Source organism: Stenotrophomonas sp. SY1 (assembly GCF_021202945.1).
Lineage (GTDB): Bacteria > Pseudomonadota > Gammaproteobacteria > Xanthomonadales > Xanthomonadaceae > Stenotrophomonas.
Window position 1 is genome coordinate 885,949 of record NZ_JAJOYR010000002.1, and the last position, 18,744, is coordinate 904,692.

Annotated in this window: 20 protein-coding genes; 10 read left to right on the forward strand and 10 right to left on the reverse strand. The window is 66.5% G+C overall.

Annotation, left to right across the window (positions count from 1 at the left end; genetic code table 11):
• Positions 1-56: 56 nt before the first annotated feature.
• From LR961_RS15505 to LR961_RS15520, 4 genes are all read left to right on the forward strand, one after another.
• Positions 57-686, forward strand: coding sequence for an ankyrin repeat domain-containing protein (locus LR961_RS15505; protein WP_332311045.1), 630 nt, complete (start codon positions 57-59; stop codon positions 684-686).
• A 47-nt stretch (positions 687-733) separates the two neighbouring features.
• Positions 734-2,188, forward strand: a complete 1,455-nt coding sequence (locus LR961_RS15510; RefSeq protein WP_232150842.1) for an amidohydrolase family protein — start codon at positions 734-736, stop codon at positions 2,186-2,188.
• Between the two features lie 175 nt (positions 2,189-2,363).
• A complete protein-coding gene (locus LR961_RS15515) occupies positions 2,364-2,849 on the forward strand; it encodes a MarR family transcriptional regulator (RefSeq protein WP_232150843.1) in 486 nt (161 codons plus the stop codon).
• A gap of 65 nt (positions 2,850-2,914) precedes the next feature.
• Positions 2,915-3,253, forward strand: coding sequence for a DUF6616 family protein (locus LR961_RS15520; RefSeq protein WP_232150844.1), 339 nt, complete (start codon positions 2,915-2,917; stop codon positions 3,251-3,253).
• 69 nt (positions 3,254-3,322) lie between these two features.
• Here the strand turns inward: LR961_RS15520 and LR961_RS15525 are convergent, their stop codons facing one another.
• The 7 genes from LR961_RS15525 to LR961_RS15555 all read right to left on the reverse strand — a co-directional run bounded on the left by LR961_RS15525 (position 3,323) and on the right by LR961_RS15555 (position 11,302).
• Positions 3,323-4,378: an AAA family ATPase gene (locus LR961_RS15525; RefSeq protein ID WP_232150845.1), complete on the reverse strand. Its 1,056-nt coding sequence runs from the start codon at positions 4,376-4,378 to the stop codon at positions 3,323-3,325.
• Positions 4,375-4,944: a nicotinamide riboside transporter PnuC gene (gene pnuC / locus LR961_RS15530; RefSeq protein WP_332311037.1), complete on the reverse strand. Its 570-nt coding sequence runs from the start codon at positions 4,942-4,944 to the stop codon at positions 4,375-4,377. The genes LR961_RS15525 and pnuC overlap by 4 nt, the downstream gene beginning before the upstream one ends.
• Positions 4,941-6,290 (reverse strand): AMP-binding protein, encoded by a 1,350-nt coding sequence (locus LR961_RS15535; RefSeq protein WP_232150846.1) that lies wholly within the window; start codon positions 6,288-6,290, stop codon positions 4,941-4,943. Before LR961_RS15535 ends, pnuC begins: the two co-directional genes overlap by 4 nt.
• Positions 6,287-6,868 carry a hypothetical protein gene (locus LR961_RS15540; RefSeq protein ID WP_232150847.1) on the reverse strand — a complete coding sequence of 194 codons (582 nt, stop codon included), beginning with the start codon at positions 6,866-6,868 and terminating at the stop codon, positions 6,287-6,289. The genes LR961_RS15535 and LR961_RS15540 overlap by 4 nt, the downstream gene beginning before the upstream one ends.
• 90 nt (positions 6,869-6,958) lie before the next feature.
• Positions 6,959-8,731, reverse strand: a complete 1,773-nt coding sequence (locus tag LR961_RS15545; protein WP_232150848.1) for a hypothetical protein — start codon at positions 8,729-8,731, stop codon at positions 6,959-6,961.
• On the reverse strand, positions 8,728-9,720 hold the full coding sequence (locus LR961_RS15550; protein WP_232150849.1) for a hypothetical protein: 993 nt from the start codon (positions 9,718-9,720) through the stop codon (positions 8,728-8,730). Before LR961_RS15550 ends, LR961_RS15545 begins: the two co-directional genes overlap by 4 nt.
• 1 nt (position 9,721) lies before the next feature.
• Positions 9,722-11,302 (reverse strand): MoxR family ATPase, encoded by a 1,581-nt coding sequence (locus tag LR961_RS15555; protein WP_232150850.1) that lies wholly within the window; start codon positions 11,300-11,302, stop codon positions 9,722-9,724.
• Positions 11,303-11,509: 207 nt separating this feature from the next.
• Here LR961_RS15555 and LR961_RS15560 point away from each other — a divergent pair, with 207 nt between their 5' ends.
• From LR961_RS15560 to LR961_RS15575, 4 genes are all read left to right on the forward strand, one after another.
• On the forward strand, positions 11,510-12,151 hold the full coding sequence (locus tag LR961_RS15560) for a hypothetical protein (protein ID WP_232150851.1): 642 nt from the start codon (positions 11,510-11,512) through the stop codon (positions 12,149-12,151).
• A gap of 173 nt (positions 12,152-12,324) precedes the next feature.
• Positions 12,325-12,876: an SMI1/KNR4 family protein gene (locus LR961_RS15565; RefSeq protein ID WP_232150852.1), complete on the forward strand. Its 552-nt coding sequence runs from the start codon at positions 12,325-12,327 to the stop codon at positions 12,874-12,876.
• A complete protein-coding gene (locus tag LR961_RS15570; RefSeq protein ID WP_232150853.1) occupies positions 12,873-13,358 on the forward strand; it encodes a hypothetical protein in 486 nt (161 codons plus the stop codon). Before LR961_RS15565 ends, LR961_RS15570 begins: the two co-directional genes overlap by 4 nt.
• Before the next feature lie 87 nt (positions 13,359-13,445).
• On the forward strand, positions 13,446-14,150 hold the full coding sequence (locus LR961_RS15575; RefSeq protein ID WP_232150854.1) for a hypothetical protein: 705 nt from the start codon (positions 13,446-13,448) through the stop codon (positions 14,148-14,150).
• A gap of 60 nt (positions 14,151-14,210) precedes the next feature.
• Here the strand turns inward: LR961_RS15575 and LR961_RS15580 are convergent, their stop codons facing one another.
• The 3 genes from LR961_RS15580 to LR961_RS15590 all read right to left on the reverse strand — a co-directional run bounded on the left by LR961_RS15580 (position 14,211) and on the right by LR961_RS15590 (position 16,913).
• A complete protein-coding gene (locus LR961_RS15580) occupies positions 14,211-14,840 on the reverse strand; it encodes a glutathione S-transferase family protein (protein ID WP_232151169.1) in 630 nt (209 codons plus the stop codon).
• Positions 14,841-14,902: 62 nt separating this feature from the next.
• Complete coding sequence (locus LR961_RS15585; protein ID WP_232150855.1) at positions 14,903-15,340, reverse strand: hypothetical protein; 438 nt, start codon at positions 15,338-15,340, stop codon at positions 14,903-14,905.
• A gap of 208 nt (positions 15,341-15,548) precedes the next feature.
• The gene (locus LR961_RS15590) at positions 15,549-16,913 is read right to left on the reverse strand and encodes a glutamate--cysteine ligase (protein WP_232150856.1); all 1,365 of its coding nucleotides are present in this window, start codon (positions 16,911-16,913) and stop codon (positions 15,549-15,551) included.
• A gap of 209 nt (positions 16,914-17,122) precedes the next feature.
• On the opposite strand from LR961_RS15590, the gene LR961_RS15595 reads away from it, so the two are divergent.
• The gene (locus LR961_RS15595) at positions 17,123-17,821 is read left to right on the forward strand and encodes a VIT family protein (protein ID WP_232150857.1); all 699 of its coding nucleotides are present in this window, start codon (positions 17,123-17,125) and stop codon (positions 17,819-17,821) included.
• Between the two features lie 6 nt (positions 17,822-17,827).
• Positions 17,828-18,658, forward strand: a complete 831-nt coding sequence (locus LR961_RS15600; RefSeq protein WP_232150858.1) for a helix-turn-helix transcriptional regulator — start codon at positions 17,828-17,830, stop codon at positions 18,656-18,658.
• The last annotated feature ends 86 nt before the right edge of the window (positions 18,659-18,744 follow it).

Sequence of the window (18,744 nt, forward strand, 5' to 3'; positions counted from 1 at the left end):
GGAGACGAGCCATGGCAGCCCGCCACTGGATCACCACACATGCCCTGGCGGCAGCGATGCTCGCGTCCTGCGCGGCAGGCGCCGACGCCGACCCACGGAACCGGCAGCTGCATCACGCCGCCAGCACAGGCGACGTGGACGACGTCCGCCGTCTGCTCGGAACCGGTGCCGAGCTTGAAGCACGTGATGCCGATGGCAGGACGCCGCTGCTTGCCGCCGTGCGTGAAGGGCAGACAGCCACCGCACTGGCGCTGATCGACGCCGGAGCCGACGTCAACGCCAAGGACGCCATCAACGACAGCGCCTACCTGCTGGCCGGCGCCAGCGGCCAGCTGGAGATCCTGCGCGGCACGCTTCAGCACGGCGCTGACCTGCGCAGCACCAATCGCTACGGCGGGACTGCGCTTATTCCCGCCGCCGAGCGCGGCCATGTCGAAGTGGTGCGCACGCTGATCGATGCCGGCGTCGCGGTGGACCATGTCAACAACCTCGGCTGGACCGCGCTGCTGGAAGCCATCATCCTCGGCGACGGTGGCCCGGCGCACGTGGCCATCGTGAAGTTGCTGATCGACGCAGGCGCCGACGTGAATCTCGCCGATGGCGACGGCGTCACGCCCCTGCAGCACGCACGCCAACGCCGGCAGAACGAAAACATCCGCCTGCTGCTCGCTGCCAACGCACGCTGAGCGCAGCATCCCCACCGTACCCGCCGCACATCACAGGTAACACTTGCATGAAAACCCCGCTGTCCCTCGCCCTGTCGGTGCTGCTCGCCGCTGCTGCACCCGCCATTGCCGCCGAATCCAGCGCCGATGTGCTGATCCGCCACGCCACCGTTGTCGATGTCGAACACGGCACCACCCGCGCCAGCCAGACCGTGGTCATTCGTGGCGATGACATCGTCGCCGTCGGCGACGACCAGGCCCTGGCCCGCCAGTGGCGCGCGGCCAGGACCATCGACGCGAAGAACCTCTATCTGATCCCCGGCCTGTGGGATATGCACGTGCATTTCGGCGGCGGCCCGGAACTGATCGAAGAAAACAAGGCGCTGTTGCCGCTGTACGTGGCTCATGGCATCACCACGGTGCGCGACGCCTCCGGTGATCTGGCCGAACAGGTGTTGTCGTGGCGCGGGCAGATCGCCAGCGGCCAGCTGTTCGGGCCGCAGCTTTTCACCTCCGGCGCCAAGATCGAAGGCATCGCACCGGTGTGGAAAGGCACCATCGAAGCCGGTGACAAGGCCGGCGTGGACGCCGCGCTGGACCGCGAGCAGCGTGACCAGGTGGACTTCGTCAAGATCACAGACAGCACGCTCACGCCCGAATTGTTCCTGTACGCACTGAGCCAGGCCAAGCAGCGCGGCCTGCGCACCTCCGGGCATATCCCGATGGCACTCACCGTGGGCCAGGCGGTGGATGCCGGTATCAGCTCCATCGAGCACCTGGACTACGCCTACAAGGCCGGCGTGAAGGACGAAGCCGCGATTGCCGCCGACTTCGCCGCAGGCCGCATCGACCGCGCCGAGGCCAACCGTCGCCTGCATGCCGGTTTTGACCGCGACACCGCGATGACCGCCTACCGCCGCTTCGCCGAACTCGGCGTGGCGGTGACACCGACGCTGGATGGCGGCCGCATCATCGACTTCCTCGACGTCGAGCCGCACGACAACGATGCCTACCTGGCCTACATCGGCCCCGGCCTGCGCAAGACCTACGCCTGGCGCGTGGAGCGCGCGGCCAAGGCCACGCCGGAGCAGATCCAGGCCCGCCATGCGCGTTACGCGCAGGTCGCGGCCGTACTGCCGATGCTGCAGGAAGCCGGCGTGCGCATCATGGCCGGCACCGATGCGGGCTTCCTCAACTCGTACAACTATCCCGGCATCGGCCTGCACAACGAGTTGAGCCTGTACGTGCGTGAAGGCCTCACCCCGCCGCAGGCGCTGACCGCAGCCACCCGCGCCGGCCCGGCATGGTTCGGCAAGCTGGACCGTTACGGTGCGGTGGAAACCGGCAAGACCGCCGACCTGGTGCTGCTGGAGCGCAACCCGCTGGAGGACATCGAAGCCACCCGTTCGATCAACACCGTGATCCTGCGCGGCCAGGTGCATGACCGTGCCGCGCTCGACGCGATGCTCGACACCGCAAAGGCCAAGGTCGCGGCCTGGAACCAGGAAGCCGCGACCCAGTAAAGCGGCACGCTTCCTCGCCGGATCCCGCGATGGCGGATCACGCAAGTGGTCCGCCATTTTCTTTGGAGATCGCGCAGGTGCGCGCGTTCCGGCATCTGGAAGCACCGGCAGTTTGGCTTTGCAGAAACGCAGGATGCAGATATAGTTAGCCACCTAACTACATACCACCACTGCGATGGAACTCGAACAGAAGTACAACGCCCTGATCCAGGAAGCCCAACGCCGGCAGCTGCCCGACGTGGATGGCATTGGCCTGTGTTTCCAGACGCTGTCGCTGGCAGCGGCCATCGACCGCGATTGCGCACGCCTGCTCGCCCCGCATGGTTTGTCCGAAGGTCGCTTCGTGTTGCTGTTCCTGCTCGACGCCACCACCGATGGACTGGCGCCGAATGTGCTGGCCGAGCGCGCAGGCGTCAGCCGCGCCACGGTCACCGGTCTGCTCGATGGACTGGAGCGCGAAGCGCTGATCGAACGCGTCGCCGATGACAACGATCGCCGCGCCCTGCGCATCCACCTCACCCGCAAGGGCCGGCAGACGGCGAAGAAGGTGTTCGACCAGCACGGCCGTTGGATCGCCGGCCTGTTCGGCAACCTGGACAGCAACGAGCGCCGCCAGCTCACCGCCCTGCTCGACAAGGTCGCCGGCAATCTTCCGCGCTGAGACCACGCAGACAACGCAACTCAAGCAACCGCGCTTCGCGCATTCTGCAATCCAAGGAGCAACACGTGTCGCACTATCTGGTGGAACTCTACTCACCCAATGCCAACTGGCTGGCCCTGCCTGCTGCACAGCGCTCGCAGTTCCTGGAAGGCATCGGCGCCGCGATGGGCCCGCTGTCCAGCATGGGCGTGGAAGTGCTGGCGCTGGCCGAGACGCTGGCCGGCATAGACGCGGCAAGCACGCATCGCTATCTCGGCATCTGGCGCTTTCCGGATCCGTCGCTGCGTGACGCCCTGCTGGCCGGCATCCGCGCCAGTGGCTGGTACGACTACTTCGACCACATCAATGCCGCCAGCGGCAGCGGCGGCTTCGCGCAACATCTGGAGGCGCTGGCGGCTGCGTAACGGCTCCGGCAGGTGGCGTGCGCAGCGTCACCCGCCGGGATCTGCGGCAGGCAAGCAGGCGGCCAGCGCTCAGCCGCCGCGTTCCACCTGCTCCATCGCCGCAAGCGCGGCACGCTCACGCGCGTCCCAGTCACCGTGCAGGCGGTGATACGGAACCGCCCGCTTTTCCAACTCGTCCAGGTACCACGCGTGCTGCCAGCGACGGAACGCATCATCACGACGCGTGCCATCCTGCACGAACGGCACATCCGGCTCGCACAGCAGCACCAGGTCGTAGCCACGTGCGGCCAGCACCTGCAGCTGCGGGTCGGCGCGGCCGAACATGGCCTGCGCATACAACAGCGTGGTCAGTGGCGAGGTATCGCAGACCAGCCAGCCATTGGCCTGCTCAAGCAGCCGCTCTTCGCGCTCCACCTGGGTGCGGGCGATCTGCAGCAGATCCGCCTCCTGCAACTGTCCATCCTGCGCCTCCCACAGCTCACGTCCATACTCGGCGGCATGCACGCTACCTCGGCGCAAAGCCAGTTTCTCTGCCAGCGTGGACTTGCCGGTGGATTCCCCGCCGATCACCACCACGCGACGCACGAAGTCCCGGTATACCTGCGGCGCCAGCTGGTCGCGCATCGCATGCGGATCGACGCGCACCGTGCTGCCGGAGACCGGCACCTGCCGTCGCGATGGATCCACCGCGACATGTGTCACGGCATTGCGGCCGTGCCGCTGTTGCTCTTCGCCAAGCACCGCAGCAAAACCGGGGCCGTATGCCTCACTGGTGAACACCACGTCCACTGATGCCCGGATCACCTCGCGCAGCAGCCAGGCCACGAAGCGCCGATGCGTGTCATCGTCCTCGTCGTTGTGCGGCAGCATGCGCACCGGAATACCGAGACGCCGGCAATGCGCGGCCAACCGCGCATCGTCCAGCACCCAGTGCCGGGCCTGTGGATATAGCGCCGTCAACCAACGCTCGCGCCGCGCCGGCGCCATGCCGTCGAACTCCGGCTTGGTGTAGCTGATGACAACCAGCTCATCGCAGGCGGCCTGCGCTTGATCCAGCAGCAACTGGTGGCCGCGATGCAGCGGGCAGAACTTGCCCACCACCAGCCCGCTACGCCATTCACTCACGCAGGCTGTTCCTGCGCTCGCCACAGGCGGTGCCAATGACGCCACGCCAGCCAGGCGTTGAACCAGTAGAACGCGTACAGCACCGAGGTCAGGGTCAGCCCGCGCGAGGCGTACAACGGCACCGCGATGGTGTTGACCAGCACCCACACCGGCCAGGTCTCGATGCGCCTGCGCATCAGCAGCAACTGCGCCAGCACCGACAGGCACAGCACGGCCGAGTCTGCGAAGGGCGCATACGCATCGGTGAAGCGATGCAGCAGCGCGCCGTAGGCTGCACCGGCCAGCACCGCGGCCACCGACATCAGCACGAAGCTGCGTACCGGCGTGCGGCTGATCGGCAAGGCGGCATGGTCTGCACTTGCGTGCCAGTTCCACCAGCCGATGATGCTGGCGACGACGAAGAACACCTGCAGCAGCACGTCGGCGTAGAGCTGGGTCTCCCAGAACAGCAGGCCGAACAGCGAGCAGCCGATGATGCCGGCCCACCACGTATGCACGCTGTTGCGCGCCGCCAGCAGGATCGACAGGCACGCCATCACGTTGGCGGCGATTTCCAAGCCGCTCACGCGGCAAGCCCTTCAGGCAGGTCCGTGGTGTATTGCAGCACTTTATCCTCCGATGTGATCAGGTCCGTCCGCACCGGGCGTCCCTCCAGAATTGCCTGCAGACGGGCGGTTGCAGCAGCCGCATGCATGGCCTCGGCGGCCGGCAGTCGCAGCAGTACGCTCGCATCACCAGCCTGGTGTACGCAGAAGCGTGACAGCGGCAGCGACGCAAGCGCGTGGGTCAGGTCGATGTTGTTGATCCAGCGCCCGCGTGCAGTGAGATAGCGCACCGGCCTGCGGCCCTGCAGCCCGATGATCATCGGCCCGTCCGCGCACATGCCCAGCGCACCGCTGTCGCCGGTGCGGTAGCGCAGCAGCGGCAGACAGAAGTTGAAACCACCGGTCAGCGTGATCTCACCCACTTCACCCGGCGGCAACGCGCGCCCGGCGGCGTCCAGCACTTCCACGTACATGCCCGGTTGCAGCAGTACGTGTCCGCCGCTGACTGCGTCGTGCACAGCCAATGGCCCGGCCTCGTTCATCGAATAGATGTCCAGCACCGGGCAATCAAAGCGTTCGGCCAGCGCGTCGCGCAGGCCCGCCGACAAGGCCATCGACACCGACAGCAGAGCGCGGGGGCGATGCGTGACCGGCAGCTCCAGCAAGGTGGCGAACGATATCGGATCGCCGGCGATGACCTCCGGCTGCATCTGGTCGATGTAGCGCGCGCGGTGCCCGGCATCACGCCAGTCATTGGGATGCAGGTTGATCTTGGCCAGCCCCGACTCGTCCATCGTCGGCGTCACCGACACGTAGGTGAAGCAGCGCTGCTGCATGCCAAGCAGCATCACCCCCATCTGCCCGCGGCCGTGGCATAGCGTCACCCCCCAGCGCGCCAGCGCCCGCTTGTGGTACGCCAGATAACGGGCCGCCACCCGGGGGTGAGACGGCAACACCAAGGGGTGACCCGTCGTGCCGGTGGTGCGGAAGTTCATCATCCGTTCCAACGGCACCGGGTCCGGCACGAAGCGGGAGATATCCGACGACAGGTCGCCCCGGTGCGTCGGCACGATATCTTCGAATCGCGCCGGCATTCCACGTGCACGGAAGAACGGCACCTCCGCATGCACCCGCGCAACGTAATCCATCATCCACGCGGGCGGCTCGCCCGGCGACCAGTCGAATGATGCGCGGGCGACCTCATCCTCGTAACCGCGCAGTTCATCCACTTCCGTCGCCAACAAACGGTTGCCGCTTTCGTTGCGGAACAGCGGCGCAGCCGGATGCTCGCGCATGTGCCGCAGCATCGCGCGACCGGCATCGGTCAGCGTGGGATAACGCTCGGCATCGGTGGGGCTGGCATTCACTCGCGTGTCCACTTGTCCGCCGATTCCTCGGCGGCCTTGCGCGCCAGCGCTTCGCGGATGGCACGGGCGCGCGCCTCTGCCGCGCGACTGGCCTCCAGCAGGCGCCGCCGCTCGACACCACTGACGCTGGCCAGGCGGTCAGCAGCCTGGGCGGCGGTTTCCCCGTCCGGCAACAGGCCCAGGCACGCGATCGTGGTTCGCACCAGCTCCTCACGGCGCTCCGGCTCCAGCACGTAGCGCAAGGCCACCGCTTCGGCAGCAAGCGCCGGCACTGCCTCCGCGAACATCGCGGGTATTGATGCGCCTACTTTCGCTGTGTGCGGCCACGACGCATCGGCCAGCAGCCAAGCCACCACCGCCGACAGCGTGAGCTGGTTGGCGCTGACGCCCTTCAGCCCGCCGGAAAGCGTTGAGCGCAAGGCTGCCGGCAGCGCTACACCCTGCATGGCCAGCACATCATTGACCACCGCAGCGACATGTACCTGCCCCGTCTTGCCCTGCCGTGGCGGGTCAAGGAAATCCGGGGGCGTGTCCAGCAGCCGCCGCAGCAGCACTTCGAGCGAAGGACCTTGGTTCATGGAAACACCAGGCAAGGAAGGGGCGCGCCGGCCGCTGGATGGCAGGCGCAGATGCAGGAAGAAACCGCCGGCATGTCGCTCATGTCCTCATCATCGGGGCGCTTGCGCGTAATGACGCTGGCTGAAGTCACGTGCGAATGCGAGCAGGTCGGTCATGTCGCGCACGACGTGGATGTTCCAGCCGGCATCACGAGCGCGCAGCAGGTCGGCGGTCCAACCGCTGGCCGATGCGTCGGCGATTCCTTCCGGCAACGGGCTGAACAGGTTCAAGGCCATGGTTCCACCGGCACGTGCGGTGCGCAGGGCATGCGCCGCCACGTCCCAGCCGCTGTTGCCGCGCTCGTCGTCCTCGAACATCGTGGTGATGCCGTCGTCGGAGATATGCAGGATATGCACGGCGCGTTCGGACCGGCCGCGCTGCGCATAGGTTTCGCGCAGGCGATGGATCGGGAACGCGGTGGCACCGCCGAAGTAACCCACCAGCACTTCCAGGATCGCATCCTCCGAGCGCACGAAGCCGTCGGTATGCAGGTACTGGCGCTTGCCGCTCCACAGTGTGGCCTGCACGCGCGCGCCGGCACGCAGCGCCGACAGGGCGATGACCGCGCCTGCGAGTGTCAGCCACGAGGTAACGCGTTGCGGGTCGGGCATGGAGCCGGAGCTGTCCACGTAGAGGTCCAGGTCGATTGGTTCGGCCGCCGGTTCGCAGCCCGGCGACAGCCCATAGACGCGCTGCACCGTGGTGACACCGGGGATAACCGTCGGCGACTGCATCAGCGTCTGCAGCCAGTCCACCGCGTCCAGCGGGTCGCCCGCCTCCCATGGCTGCAGCCCTTCCATTTCCGGCTCCAACGCCTGCGGCTGCGCGCTGACCGGAAAGCGGATCAGGTGCGGCAGCGCGCGCTCGCGGTAGTAACGGACGGCGAACTGCCGGGGATCCAGATCGAGACCAGCCGCCGCGAGGATCTCGCCGTACTCGAACGGCTCGCGTGCCTGGCCGGCCGCCCTGGCGATCTCATCGCCCGCGTCTACCAGCGGCGCATCGGCCGCGTGGCCGTCATCGCCGGTGATGCGCGGGTCCAGTGCCGGATGAAGCACCGGCTCCAGTTCGTCGTCCTCCAGCCGGTCCAGCCCGGCCGGACGGGTGCCACGGCCGGCGTGGCGGGTATCCATCAGTGCGTCCACGCGGGCATCACTGACCGTCTGCAGCAGATAGGGCAGCAGCAGTGCTGCGAAACGGCTGGCCCCGAGCATCCATTCCCCGGCATACGCACGGACCAGCCTTGCCCCCAGCCACGCATCGCCGCGCAGCGATGCATCGTCGACCGGACCGCCCAGCAGGCCGGCGGGCTGCTGCCAGAGCTGTTCATAGATGCCCATGTAAAGCATCCACAGCGAAGTGCTGCCCTGCGTGCCCTCAGCCAGGCGCCGGTAGATGTCGGCCATGCGCAACCCACACTGCCGTTGCAGGCGGTCATTGATCAACAGGTCGGTGTAGAGGTTGGCCACCATCGGCGCATGCACTTCCAGCGTGGGCAGCGCACGCCGGATGCGTGCCAGCAGCCGCGCGTGGTCGCTGGCGGTGGCCGGTGCCAGCACATGGTGGCCGATTTCGTGGGCGAGGATCTCGCGCGCATGATCCTGCAGTCCCAGTCGATGCACCTGCGGCAGGTCGATCACCACCCGCTGGTCGGCCAGGCGGATCATCGCGAAACTGCCGGTCAGCCCTTCCGCCGCTGCCTCGACACTGGAACCGCACAGGCGGGGATCCTGCAGCCGCGTGAACCGGCTCCAGTCGGCCAGTGCCTGTGGCCAGGCCGCACGCCAGGCTTCCAGCATGTCACCGGGCGTGGTCCCGCTCACGCAGCCCCCGGCACAACGCGCACGTGGTGCGACCACGGTGAACTGATGGCCACGCCAGCCGGCCCCGCAATCGCCGTCAGCCCTTCTGTTGGCGTGTCGAAGTGGATGTGCTTGCCGGCGATGCGTGCACCCTGTGCATCGAACGACACCTGCTCGGCCACCGCTGCATGCGCCACCTGGAACTCCGTCGCGCTGGCGGGCAGCACCACGCCGCCGCATCCGTCGGCCATCAGCAGGAAATGGCGTTCGCCGCTGCGAACGATGAAACCCGTGTCGCTGGCGCGCACCTCCGGCGGCGTCGGGAATGGCCCGCCCAGGCCGGTGAAGCCACCCAATGTCCAGCCCTGCGGGTCGATGCCCCCTGCTCGCGGATTCCACCAGCGCTCGCCAAGCGCCCGCTCATGGGCGGCAGCGCCTTGCGCTTCATCCACCCCCAGCGCCGCAGCCAACAGTGCTTTGGGCAAGCCGGCGGCCTGCAGCAATGCGGCCTGGCGAAGCGGCGCCATCCCGGCCTGCCATGCGCACAGTGCGCCTACCGTGCGCAAGGCTTCCGGTGTATCGCAGCACGCAACCAACGGCTGCATCATCGCGATCCATTCGGGCACTCGCGTGCCGGCCACGCCATCCAGGCGCACCACGGCGTTGCTCAACGCACCCAATGTTTCCAGTGGTGCCTGCGCGACCAGCGCCGCTGCAGGAACCGCGAGCTGCTGCCATGCTGCATCCACCCACGGCATGCGCGCACCGGGCCCCGCCAATCCCTGTGCCACCAGCTCCAGGCCGATGGAAAAGCCGGTCTCCGCCACCAGCGGCGTCGCGCTCCCATCTATCGCCGCCACCGCCACACACACCGGATCCAGTGTCTGCGTGATGAAGCCATTGAACGCCGCCGTGTCAAAGCCCGGCCATCGATGCCGTGCTTCAGCCACCTCCCGGTTGAACAGGCTACGGCGCGACGCCAGCAGCGTCGCAAGCGTGGACGACACCATCTCAGCGCGCCCGCAGCCAATGCAGATAGTTGGTATAGCGCTGGTGCAGGTACTTGAGCTTGAGCAGGTCGTCGTAGAGATGGCCGTACAGCTTGCGCCCCTTTACCCGTTCCTCGATCAAGCGCTCGATGCGCACCAGCCGCGCGCGCGTCTCACGCTCGGACACCCCGTCCAGCCCTCGCGCGAACTGCTCGGACAACGCGCCCACCGGATCATCGCGATCCAGGTCCAGGCGGTCGTATTCGCCGTTGGAGGCATCCAGCAGCCAGCGCAGCCAGCTCAGCCGATCGGTGCGGTACGCTGCGTTCTCCGGCAATGCAAAGAACGGCGCATCCAGGTCCGGCTGCAGCTTGTCGTTGAGCACGAACGGCAGCACCTGGCGCACGTCGTCCAGCTCCACCGCGCTGTTGCCACGGAACCAGGCCAATGCCTTGGCATAGACCAGCAGGGTCATCAGGTTGCGCACCGACAGGCCGTTGCGGGTCTGGCAACCCAAATCCTTCATGCGGTCACGGCCGGAATCGGCCGCCGTGGCCTGGGCCCAGTCGGCACCGGCCAGACGCACGGTGTCCTTGCTCAGGTACTCGAACTGGGCGCCAGCCGTTTCCATCAGCTCGAACTGACTACAGAAGAACTCGATGCGCCGGCGCACGTCCTTGGGCACGTCCACGGCGCGAATCTGCTGCACCATCTGATCTGCCTCGGCCTCGCTGAAGATGATCTCGCGCGGCACCACCTCCTCCGGGCGGATGTCCTGCTCGATCCGCAGCAGCATCTCCTCCAGGAAGCGCGGATTGAACGCCAGTGCCTGCACCACCACGTCGATGCGGTCGCGCAGCGCCTCGATCACCTGGTAGGTACCGCCACCACGGTCGTCATTGGCGGTCAGGTACCACGCCGATTCCGGGCATTCGTAGACCTGGTTGAGCACCTCGGCGTAGTTGTCACCCATCACCGTCAACAGCGCGCTCTGCGTGCGCGTCGGAATACGGTTGTATTCGTCGATGATCTTGACCCGCATGCCCAGCCAGTTGCGCCAGGCGATACGGATCTGCCCCATATCCTGCGCTGCCACCAGATCGGCCGGCAGCGGATTGCCGAGCAGGTCGGCAATGGTCATCTGCGGATGCCCGTGCTGCATGGCGCGGCGCACTTCGCGCACCGGATAGCCGGCCAGCACGCCCATCAGGATCGCACTGGCGGTCTTGCCACGGCCAGGCCCGCCCACGAACAGGCACTTGCGGCGCGTGGCCAGGGTCAACAGCGGCAGCAGCACATAGCTGGAGTAGCTCTGTGCCGATGGCAGCGTCAGGGTGCGCCGTGTGTCACCGACGCTGAAGCTTGCCGATGGCCCATCGTGATACTCGATGTCGTAGTGCGGGCTGATGATCGCGTTGTTGACGATCCAGAAATATGCCTGCCGCAGCTTCTCGTCCAACCGCATCGGCGCAGCGTTTGCGTCGTCATGCAGCTGCACCGGTCCTTCGTACAGCTCGGCCACGTCGAAGCCACGCGTGGGCGCCTCGGCCCTGGGATTGGTCGGTGCCTGTGACAAGCGCTGGAAAAGATTGAAGGGCGACACATCCGCGTCCCATGGGCGATGACCGGCAATTCTAACGTGGCGGCATCAAGGCCATGCGTGGCCGTTCCGGCGTGCGGGCACCTTTGCCGATGACGGCGCATGAACCCGGTTTCATTCCCCGGACAATGCCCGCATGGGATGATCAACCCGGTTCGACCATGTGTGGATGAATGGTTGTTCGCGCCCGATACAAGGAAGAAACAAGAGATGTCGATACAGGACAGGTTGCTGGAGAGAATCAACGCACTGGGCGGTGACGTTGCCGTGGCCAATCCGCGCGATGCGCTGGAGCTGTTGCAGGCGACGCGGCTGCCGCTGCCGCTTTACCCCGCACCACGGAATACCCCCTGGGCCAGCGCGGACGAGCAGGAGCCCATTTTCGGCATCAGCGAGTTCATCGCCGCCCAACCGGCCAATGCAGCGAACGACCGTGCCGCGCTGCTGCGCGATGTCCAGGCGCACTACTACGCAGCCACCGAGGAGCTGCGCGGCCAGGTCGATTTCCGCCTGCAACGCTTCACGCCGTTCGTCGAGGGTAGCGACGACTACGTCGAATGGGCGGGCGGCGATGATCTCGACACTGTCTACCTGGAGGAAATCACCGGGCATGCCACGCCGGAGCTCCTGTTCATCGGCTTCTCCGAGGGCTACCCGAACCATCACTTCATGTGCGTGGCCGATGCCGACCAACTCAATCCACCGGTCTACAGCACCGACCACGAGCAGTACCTGTCGGACATCAGCCGCTGCGGCACCCTGCAGGAGTGGCTGGCATCGTTCATGACACCGGCCGAGCTGCTGCAACGCGTGAATGATGCACTGGACCGCGACTCTCCCTCGCCCGTCTGACGCGCATCGCATCCGCATGAAGCATTCGACTGGTGCTGGCACGATGGCGACAAGCTGATGGTGTTCATCGAGAAACAGCGCCTGGCCGCGCGCGATTTCAGCCGACTCAAATCCGACGCAGGCTGAACGGCGTGCCCGTCCCACCGGCAGCAGCTGCTGCACAGGAGAATCAGATGCAGTTCCCCACCTTCGTTTCCGCCCTCAAAGCGTTGCATGACGCCAACGGGGAACCGCTCCAGCTCAAAGCTGGCGCCAGCCCGGAGGAAATCGCCGAGGCCGAGGCCGAACTGGGCTTCGCAATCTGCCCGGCGCTCAAGGCCGCGTGGCTGGCCGCCAATGGCGGCACTGCCTGGCAGACCGTGTTCGCGCGCACCGGCTACCTCACCGGTTATGAATTCCTGTCGCTGCAGGCGGCGATGAAACAATGGCGGGGAATGCGCGAACGTGCGCCGCGTTATGCCGATTACGAGCAACCCCATCCACGCGACCGGCGCCTGCGCGAAGGCTGGTTTCAGCCCGGCTGGCTGCCGTTTGCCGGGTTCGCCGCACCGACGATGATGCTGCTGCTCGACCATACGCCATCCACACACGGCACGCCCGGCCAGGTCATCGCTTTCACGCATGACCCGGATGCGATGGACTACGTGTGCAGCGATTTCGCGACCCTGCTCGTCGAATCGCTGGCCCAGATCGAAGCCGAGCCCGAGGACCTGCTGGCCGAATGAGCAGGCACAACGATCCAGCCAAGGCGTTGCAGCTCCGCGCACCGGAGCAGGTCGCCCGGCAGCGGCTCGGTGTAGAGCTACCGCGCGTGCTTGAACGTAACCACGCCCTGCCGGAAGCCACGCTTGCCGGCGACTTCATCCTGCTTGATTCACGCGGTGCCGCTGCCGAAACACGCAGCCGCGACGCACCCCTGGTCGGGCTCGGCACGCACTGGTGGGTGTTCGCCACATCCGGCACCGGCGATGCCTGGCTGATGTCGCCGGTCGACGGAAGAAGCATCGCCTTCCTCGACCATGACGCCGGCCCGGATGCCGTCCCACAACCGATGCAGCTGGACTTCGCGCAATGGCTGCAGCTTGCCGACCTGCTCGACCAATGGGAGCAATGCGAACCCCCGCCAGCGCCCGCCCACATCCAGGCGTTGCTGGAAACCATCTCCGCTGGCCTGGCAGCGTGCTATCCCTATGCGCTGGACGGCTGAGCGCTTGACCGGAGACGGTCATGCCCAGAGTCGGCATGCGCCGTATCGACAATACTCGGCAACCGCCACGCCATCACGGGAGCCCCCATGGACGCATTCCTGGCCATCCTTCCACGCTTCCTGCTGAGTGCGCTGTCCGCGCTGCCGCTGGTCTTCGCGCTGCTGATGGCTGCATGGCACCTGCACCGCCAACAACCGCGCGCCTACCTGCGCCAGGTGGCGGCAGGCACCGTTGCCGGCATCGCTGCGCTGTTGCTGTTGTGGGAATACCTGTTCGCCAATGGGCTCGCACGCTCATCCACGTCGGCACTGATCTTCGTCGTCGCACCGGCCTACACGCTGCTCGCCTATGTCGCCACCTACCTGATCGCACTGCTTGCTTGCCGCCGGGTCGCGGCAAGCGCACCGGTCCCAGGTATCTCGCGCATGGCCTGGCTGGCCCCGGCCTGTCTGTTGGCGGTGCTGCTGGTGGGGATGGTGAAACTCGCCCATGACAGCTACGACATCACCGTGGCCGAACATGCTTCCGATCCGGAAACCCTGCGCGATCTGTACGCCGCATCACAACGCGGCCAGGCCGATGCCTTCAGCGTGCCGCTGTTCCTCGCACAGAACCCCGACACACCTTCCGATGTACTGCTGGCGCTGGCCAGACACCCCCAAGCGTCAGTGCGCTCGTTGCTGCTGCAACATCCGCACGTACCGAGCGAGGCCGTCGCCCTGCTCACCAATGATGCGGACGCGGATATCCGTGCACGCGCCCAAGCGCGGATGAAGGCAACACCGCAATAACCGCGCAGTACCGCACCCGGTGCACAGTTGCCACCGGGCATCTGAACCTACCGCCTGCGCTCAGCCGCGTGGTTGAATCAATGCGTCATCCAGCGCCGTTGCACGCTGCCACGCTTCGCGGGTCTGCAGCCGCTGGCCATAAGCGCTGAAGGCATCGCGCGCGGGCAAGGTCTTGAACATCGTGCCCCACAGCACCTGGCTGCCCACGTACACATCGGCGGCAGTGAACTGCTCACCGAGCAGCCATGGCGAAGCGCCGGCAACCGCGCGCTCCAACGTATCCACCGTCTGCTCGAAGCTGCCGTAACCCACCGTGCCCGCCTTCTCCGGCGGTGCCAGCAGGCCCAACGCCTTGGCACTGACTGCGGCCTCTACCGGGCCCGCAGCAAAGAACAGCCAACGGAAATAGTCACCACGACGCGGGTCATTGAACGCCGGCGCCAGCCCGGCGTCGGGGAAAGCATCGGCCAGATAGCTGCAGATCGCTGCACCTTCGGTCACCACCGTGCCGCGATGGACGATGGCCGGCACCTTGCCCATCGGGTTGATGGCCAGGTACTCCGGTGACTTCATGCCTTCGCCGTAGCCCAGCACCTCGGTGCGGTACGGCTGTCCGGTTTCTTCCAGCATCCAGCGCACGATGCGGCCGCGCGACTGCGGGTTGGTGTAGAAAACGATCTCTTCCGACACGCTGCTCATGCCTGTTGCTCCGCTGGATGAGTGCGCAGTCTAATCACCTGTCGTGGCTGCCGTCAGCGGTGCCGGTAGGCGTAGATCACGCTGGACGGCTGTGGGCGCGCCAGCTCCTGCCCGGCCACGGCGATGACCGGCAAGGCATAGCCGCGCGAGGTCGCCAAACCACTGTCGGCAAAGCGCTCCTGGAACGCCGCTCGAGTCTGCGGGTAGTCGATGTCATGGAAGCGCATCGGTATGCCGGCACGTTCGAGTTCGGCAATCATCTTCCGGGTGTAGCCGCAGCCGGTGCGGCCGTAGACGTCCACCGGATTGCCACCGGCCACCCCGCGCGTTGCAGACGATGCGGGCGCATCCATCGCAGGCGCAAGTGGCGCGGACACGGGGGACATGGCGGCGGCATCAGCGGACTGATCCACAGCCTTCGACTGCTTGTGGAAATGCCACACGCCACCGGCCACACCCAGCACCACCAACAACACCAACGTCCGATTCATAGCGCATCCCTGCACGGCCCCCGATGGACGCCGACGCTAGCACGGGCTTTTGATGGGCTTCAACTTCGGACGGGACTGGGACCTCAGGGCCAGGGAACCCGGCCTTGCCCTGCACCTGGGACACTGCCCTTGCCGGTGGTTGCTGTGCCGTCATTCCCGCCTGCGCGGAAATGACGGACTCAAGGCGGAACAGGAAGAAGCAGAAGCCTCAGTACGCAAACGCCTTGAACACACGATCGATATCGCCATTCCATTCCCCATGGAACAGCTCCAGCTTGCGCTCGGCGGCAGTCTTGCCGGAATCCACGATTTCCTGCAATACATCGAGGAAGCGCGTTTCATCCTGACCATCGCTGTTGAGCGCGGCACGACGACGCAGGCCGTCACGCGAAATCTCCAGCGCGCGTGCAGCAAGGTCACGCACGGTGCCATTGCGGAACGGCAAGTTCATCGCATGCTTCGGCACGCCGTCGCGCAACACGTTGCGTTCGACCAGGCTGAAATCCTTGACCAGGTCCCAGGCCGCATCCAGCGCGGTCTGGTCATACAGCAGACCCACCCAGAACGCCGGCAGCGCACAGATGCGGCTCCACGGGCCGCTGTCGGCACCGCGCATTTCCAGGTACTTCTTCAAGCGCACTTCCGGGAACGCGGTGGTCATGTGGTCCGACCAGTCGCGCAGGGTCGGCATCGCACCCGGCAGTACCGGCAGCTTGCCCTGCATGAAGTCGCGGAAGCTCTGGCCGCTGGCGTCGTGGTAGATGCCGTCGCGGTAGGAGAAGTACATCGGCACGTCGAGCAGGTAGTCCACGTAACGCTCGTAGCCGAAGCCATCCTCGAACACGAAGTCGAGCATGCCGGTGCGGTCGGCGTCGGTATCGGTCCAGATGTGCGAGCGGTAGCTCAGGAAGCCGTTGGGCTTGCCTTCGGTGAACGGCGAGTCGGCGAACAGCGCGGTGGCGATCGGCTGCAGGGCCAGCGACACGCGGAATTTCTTCACCATGTCCGCTTCGCTGGCGTAGTCCAGGTTGACCTGCACCGTGCAGGTGCGGGTCATCATGTCCAGGCCGAGCGAACCGACCTTGGGCATGTAGCTCTTCATGATCTGGTAGCGGCCCTTGGGCATCCACGGCATTTCATCGCGGCGCCATTTGGGCTGGAAGCCCATGCCCAGGAAGCCCAGCTGCAACTCGCCGGCCACCTGCGCCACCTCGTTGAGGTGGGTGCCGGTTTCTTCGCAGGTCTGGTGGATGGATTCCAGCGCCGCGCCGGACAACTCCAGCTGCCCGGCCGGCTCCAGCGATACCGAAGCGTTGTCACGCAGCAGCGCGATGGTGCGGCCGTTCTCCTGCACCGGTTCCCAGCCGAAGCGGGTCAGCCCGGTGAGCAGCGCTTCAATGCCGCGCTCGCCGTCAAAGGTCGGCGGACGCAGGTCATCCAGGCGGAACCCGAACTTCTCGTGTTCAGTGCCGATGCGCCACTGCGCCTTGGGCTTTTCGCCCGAGGCGATGTTCTGGACCAGTTGGTCCCGATCGGTGATGGGGGTATCGGCGACGTGGCTGGGGCTCGACAAGGGCTGGCTCGCAGGATTGTGTTCTGGGCGGGAAGGTGGGGGCCGGCCCCCGGCATCGCAAGGGCGCACTATATCGCGGCCCCCATTGCCATCCTGTCATCGTGGCGGTTTTCAGCATCCCATCGACGCAGTCTTGACGAACATCAAGCCTGCCACTGCGCTTGCGAGTCATTCCGCCGGCACCGCTCACTCCGTCCTAAACTGCGCACATGAGTCGATCCAGAAACCCGGAAGTCCATCGTTCCGACCGCGTTGGCTGGCTGCGCGCGGCCGTGCTGGGGGCCAATGACGGCATTGTCTCGGTCGCCGGGCTGGTCGTCGGCATCGCCGCCAGTGGCGCCCCCGCAGCCACAGTGCTGGCCACCGGCGTGGCCGGCACGGTCGCCGGTGCCATGTCGATGGCCGCTGGCGAGTATGTGTCGGTGCAGTCACAGGCCGATACCGAACACGCCGACCTGGCTGCCGAGCGTCGCGAACTGCACGAAGACCCGCGCAGCGAACTGGAAGAGCTGACCGCCATCTACCGGCAGCGCGGACTCTCGCCCGAACTGGCCCGCGAGGTGGCCGTGCAGCTCACCGAACACGATGCACTTGCCGCGCATGCGCGCGACGAACTGGGCATCACCGAGGAAATGCGCGCGCGTCCGCTACAGGCCGCAATGGCATCGGCCGGTGCATTCACGGCCGGCGCCGCCCTGCCGGTGTTGACCGCGTTGCTGGCCCCGCACGCCTACGTCGCTCAGATCACCACCGCCGCCACGCTGGTCGGCTTGAGCATCACCGGTGCATTGGCGGCCCGTGCCGGCGGCGCGGCGCCGTTGCGCGGCGCGCTGCGGGTGATGTTCTGGGGCGCACTGGCGATGGCCGCAGCCGCCGCCATCGGCAACCTGTTCGACGCCGCGTTGTAGCCGACGATGGATGCCGCCACTTCCACCACCACGCTGCTGGCACAACTGGCCACGCTCGCCAGCTGCCAGCGCGCAGAAGGCTATGCCTGCATCACCGCGCGGCGCGAACATGGTGCCTCGTCGGTGGAAGTACCGCGGCCGCAGTTCGCGATCCTGTTGCAGGGGCGCAAACAGGTCCGCACCGCGCAGCAGACACTGGAGTTGGCGCCGGGTGACCTGTTCCTGGTCACGCGTCGCTGCCGTTTCGATGTGGTCAACATTCCCGACCCGCATAGCGGCATCTATCTCAGCGCCATCGTGCCGCTGTGCGATGAAGCACTGGCTGCCGCACGCACGTTGTGGAACGAGCCACTGCCCGACGCCGGGCTCGCGCTGGCACGGCTGCCACTGGCCGATCACGGCGCAACCCTGCTGCAATGGCGGCAGGCGCTGGAACAAGGCCATTACACCGAAGCGCGATTGGCACTGGCGGCGCTGGTGGTGGCGTTCTGCCGGCGCGGCCACGGCAGCCTGCTGGCCGCGCCCGAACCGGGCCTTGGCGAACGCATCCGCGACCTGGTTGCCGCGCAGCCGGAGCGTGATTGGCAATCGCGCGATTTCGAGGATCAACTGGGCATCAGCGGCGCCACCTTGCGCCGGCGGTTGGCCAGTGAACAGCTGAGCCTGCGTGAATTGATCGTCGATGCACGGTTGGCGCATGCCATGCAGTTGCTCTACACCACGCAGCTGCCGTTGAAGACGGTGGCAGCGCGCGTGGGCTACCGCTCGTTGGGCAGCTTCAACAAGCGCTTCGCATCCCGCTACGGGCTGGAGCCGGCGGCGATCGGCAACAGCTGAGCCAGACGCGAGCGGCGCACGCAACATTCTGAGCGGAACGCGCGCCGCACGCCGGGCACGATGAAGGCCCTGCGGCGATACCGCCC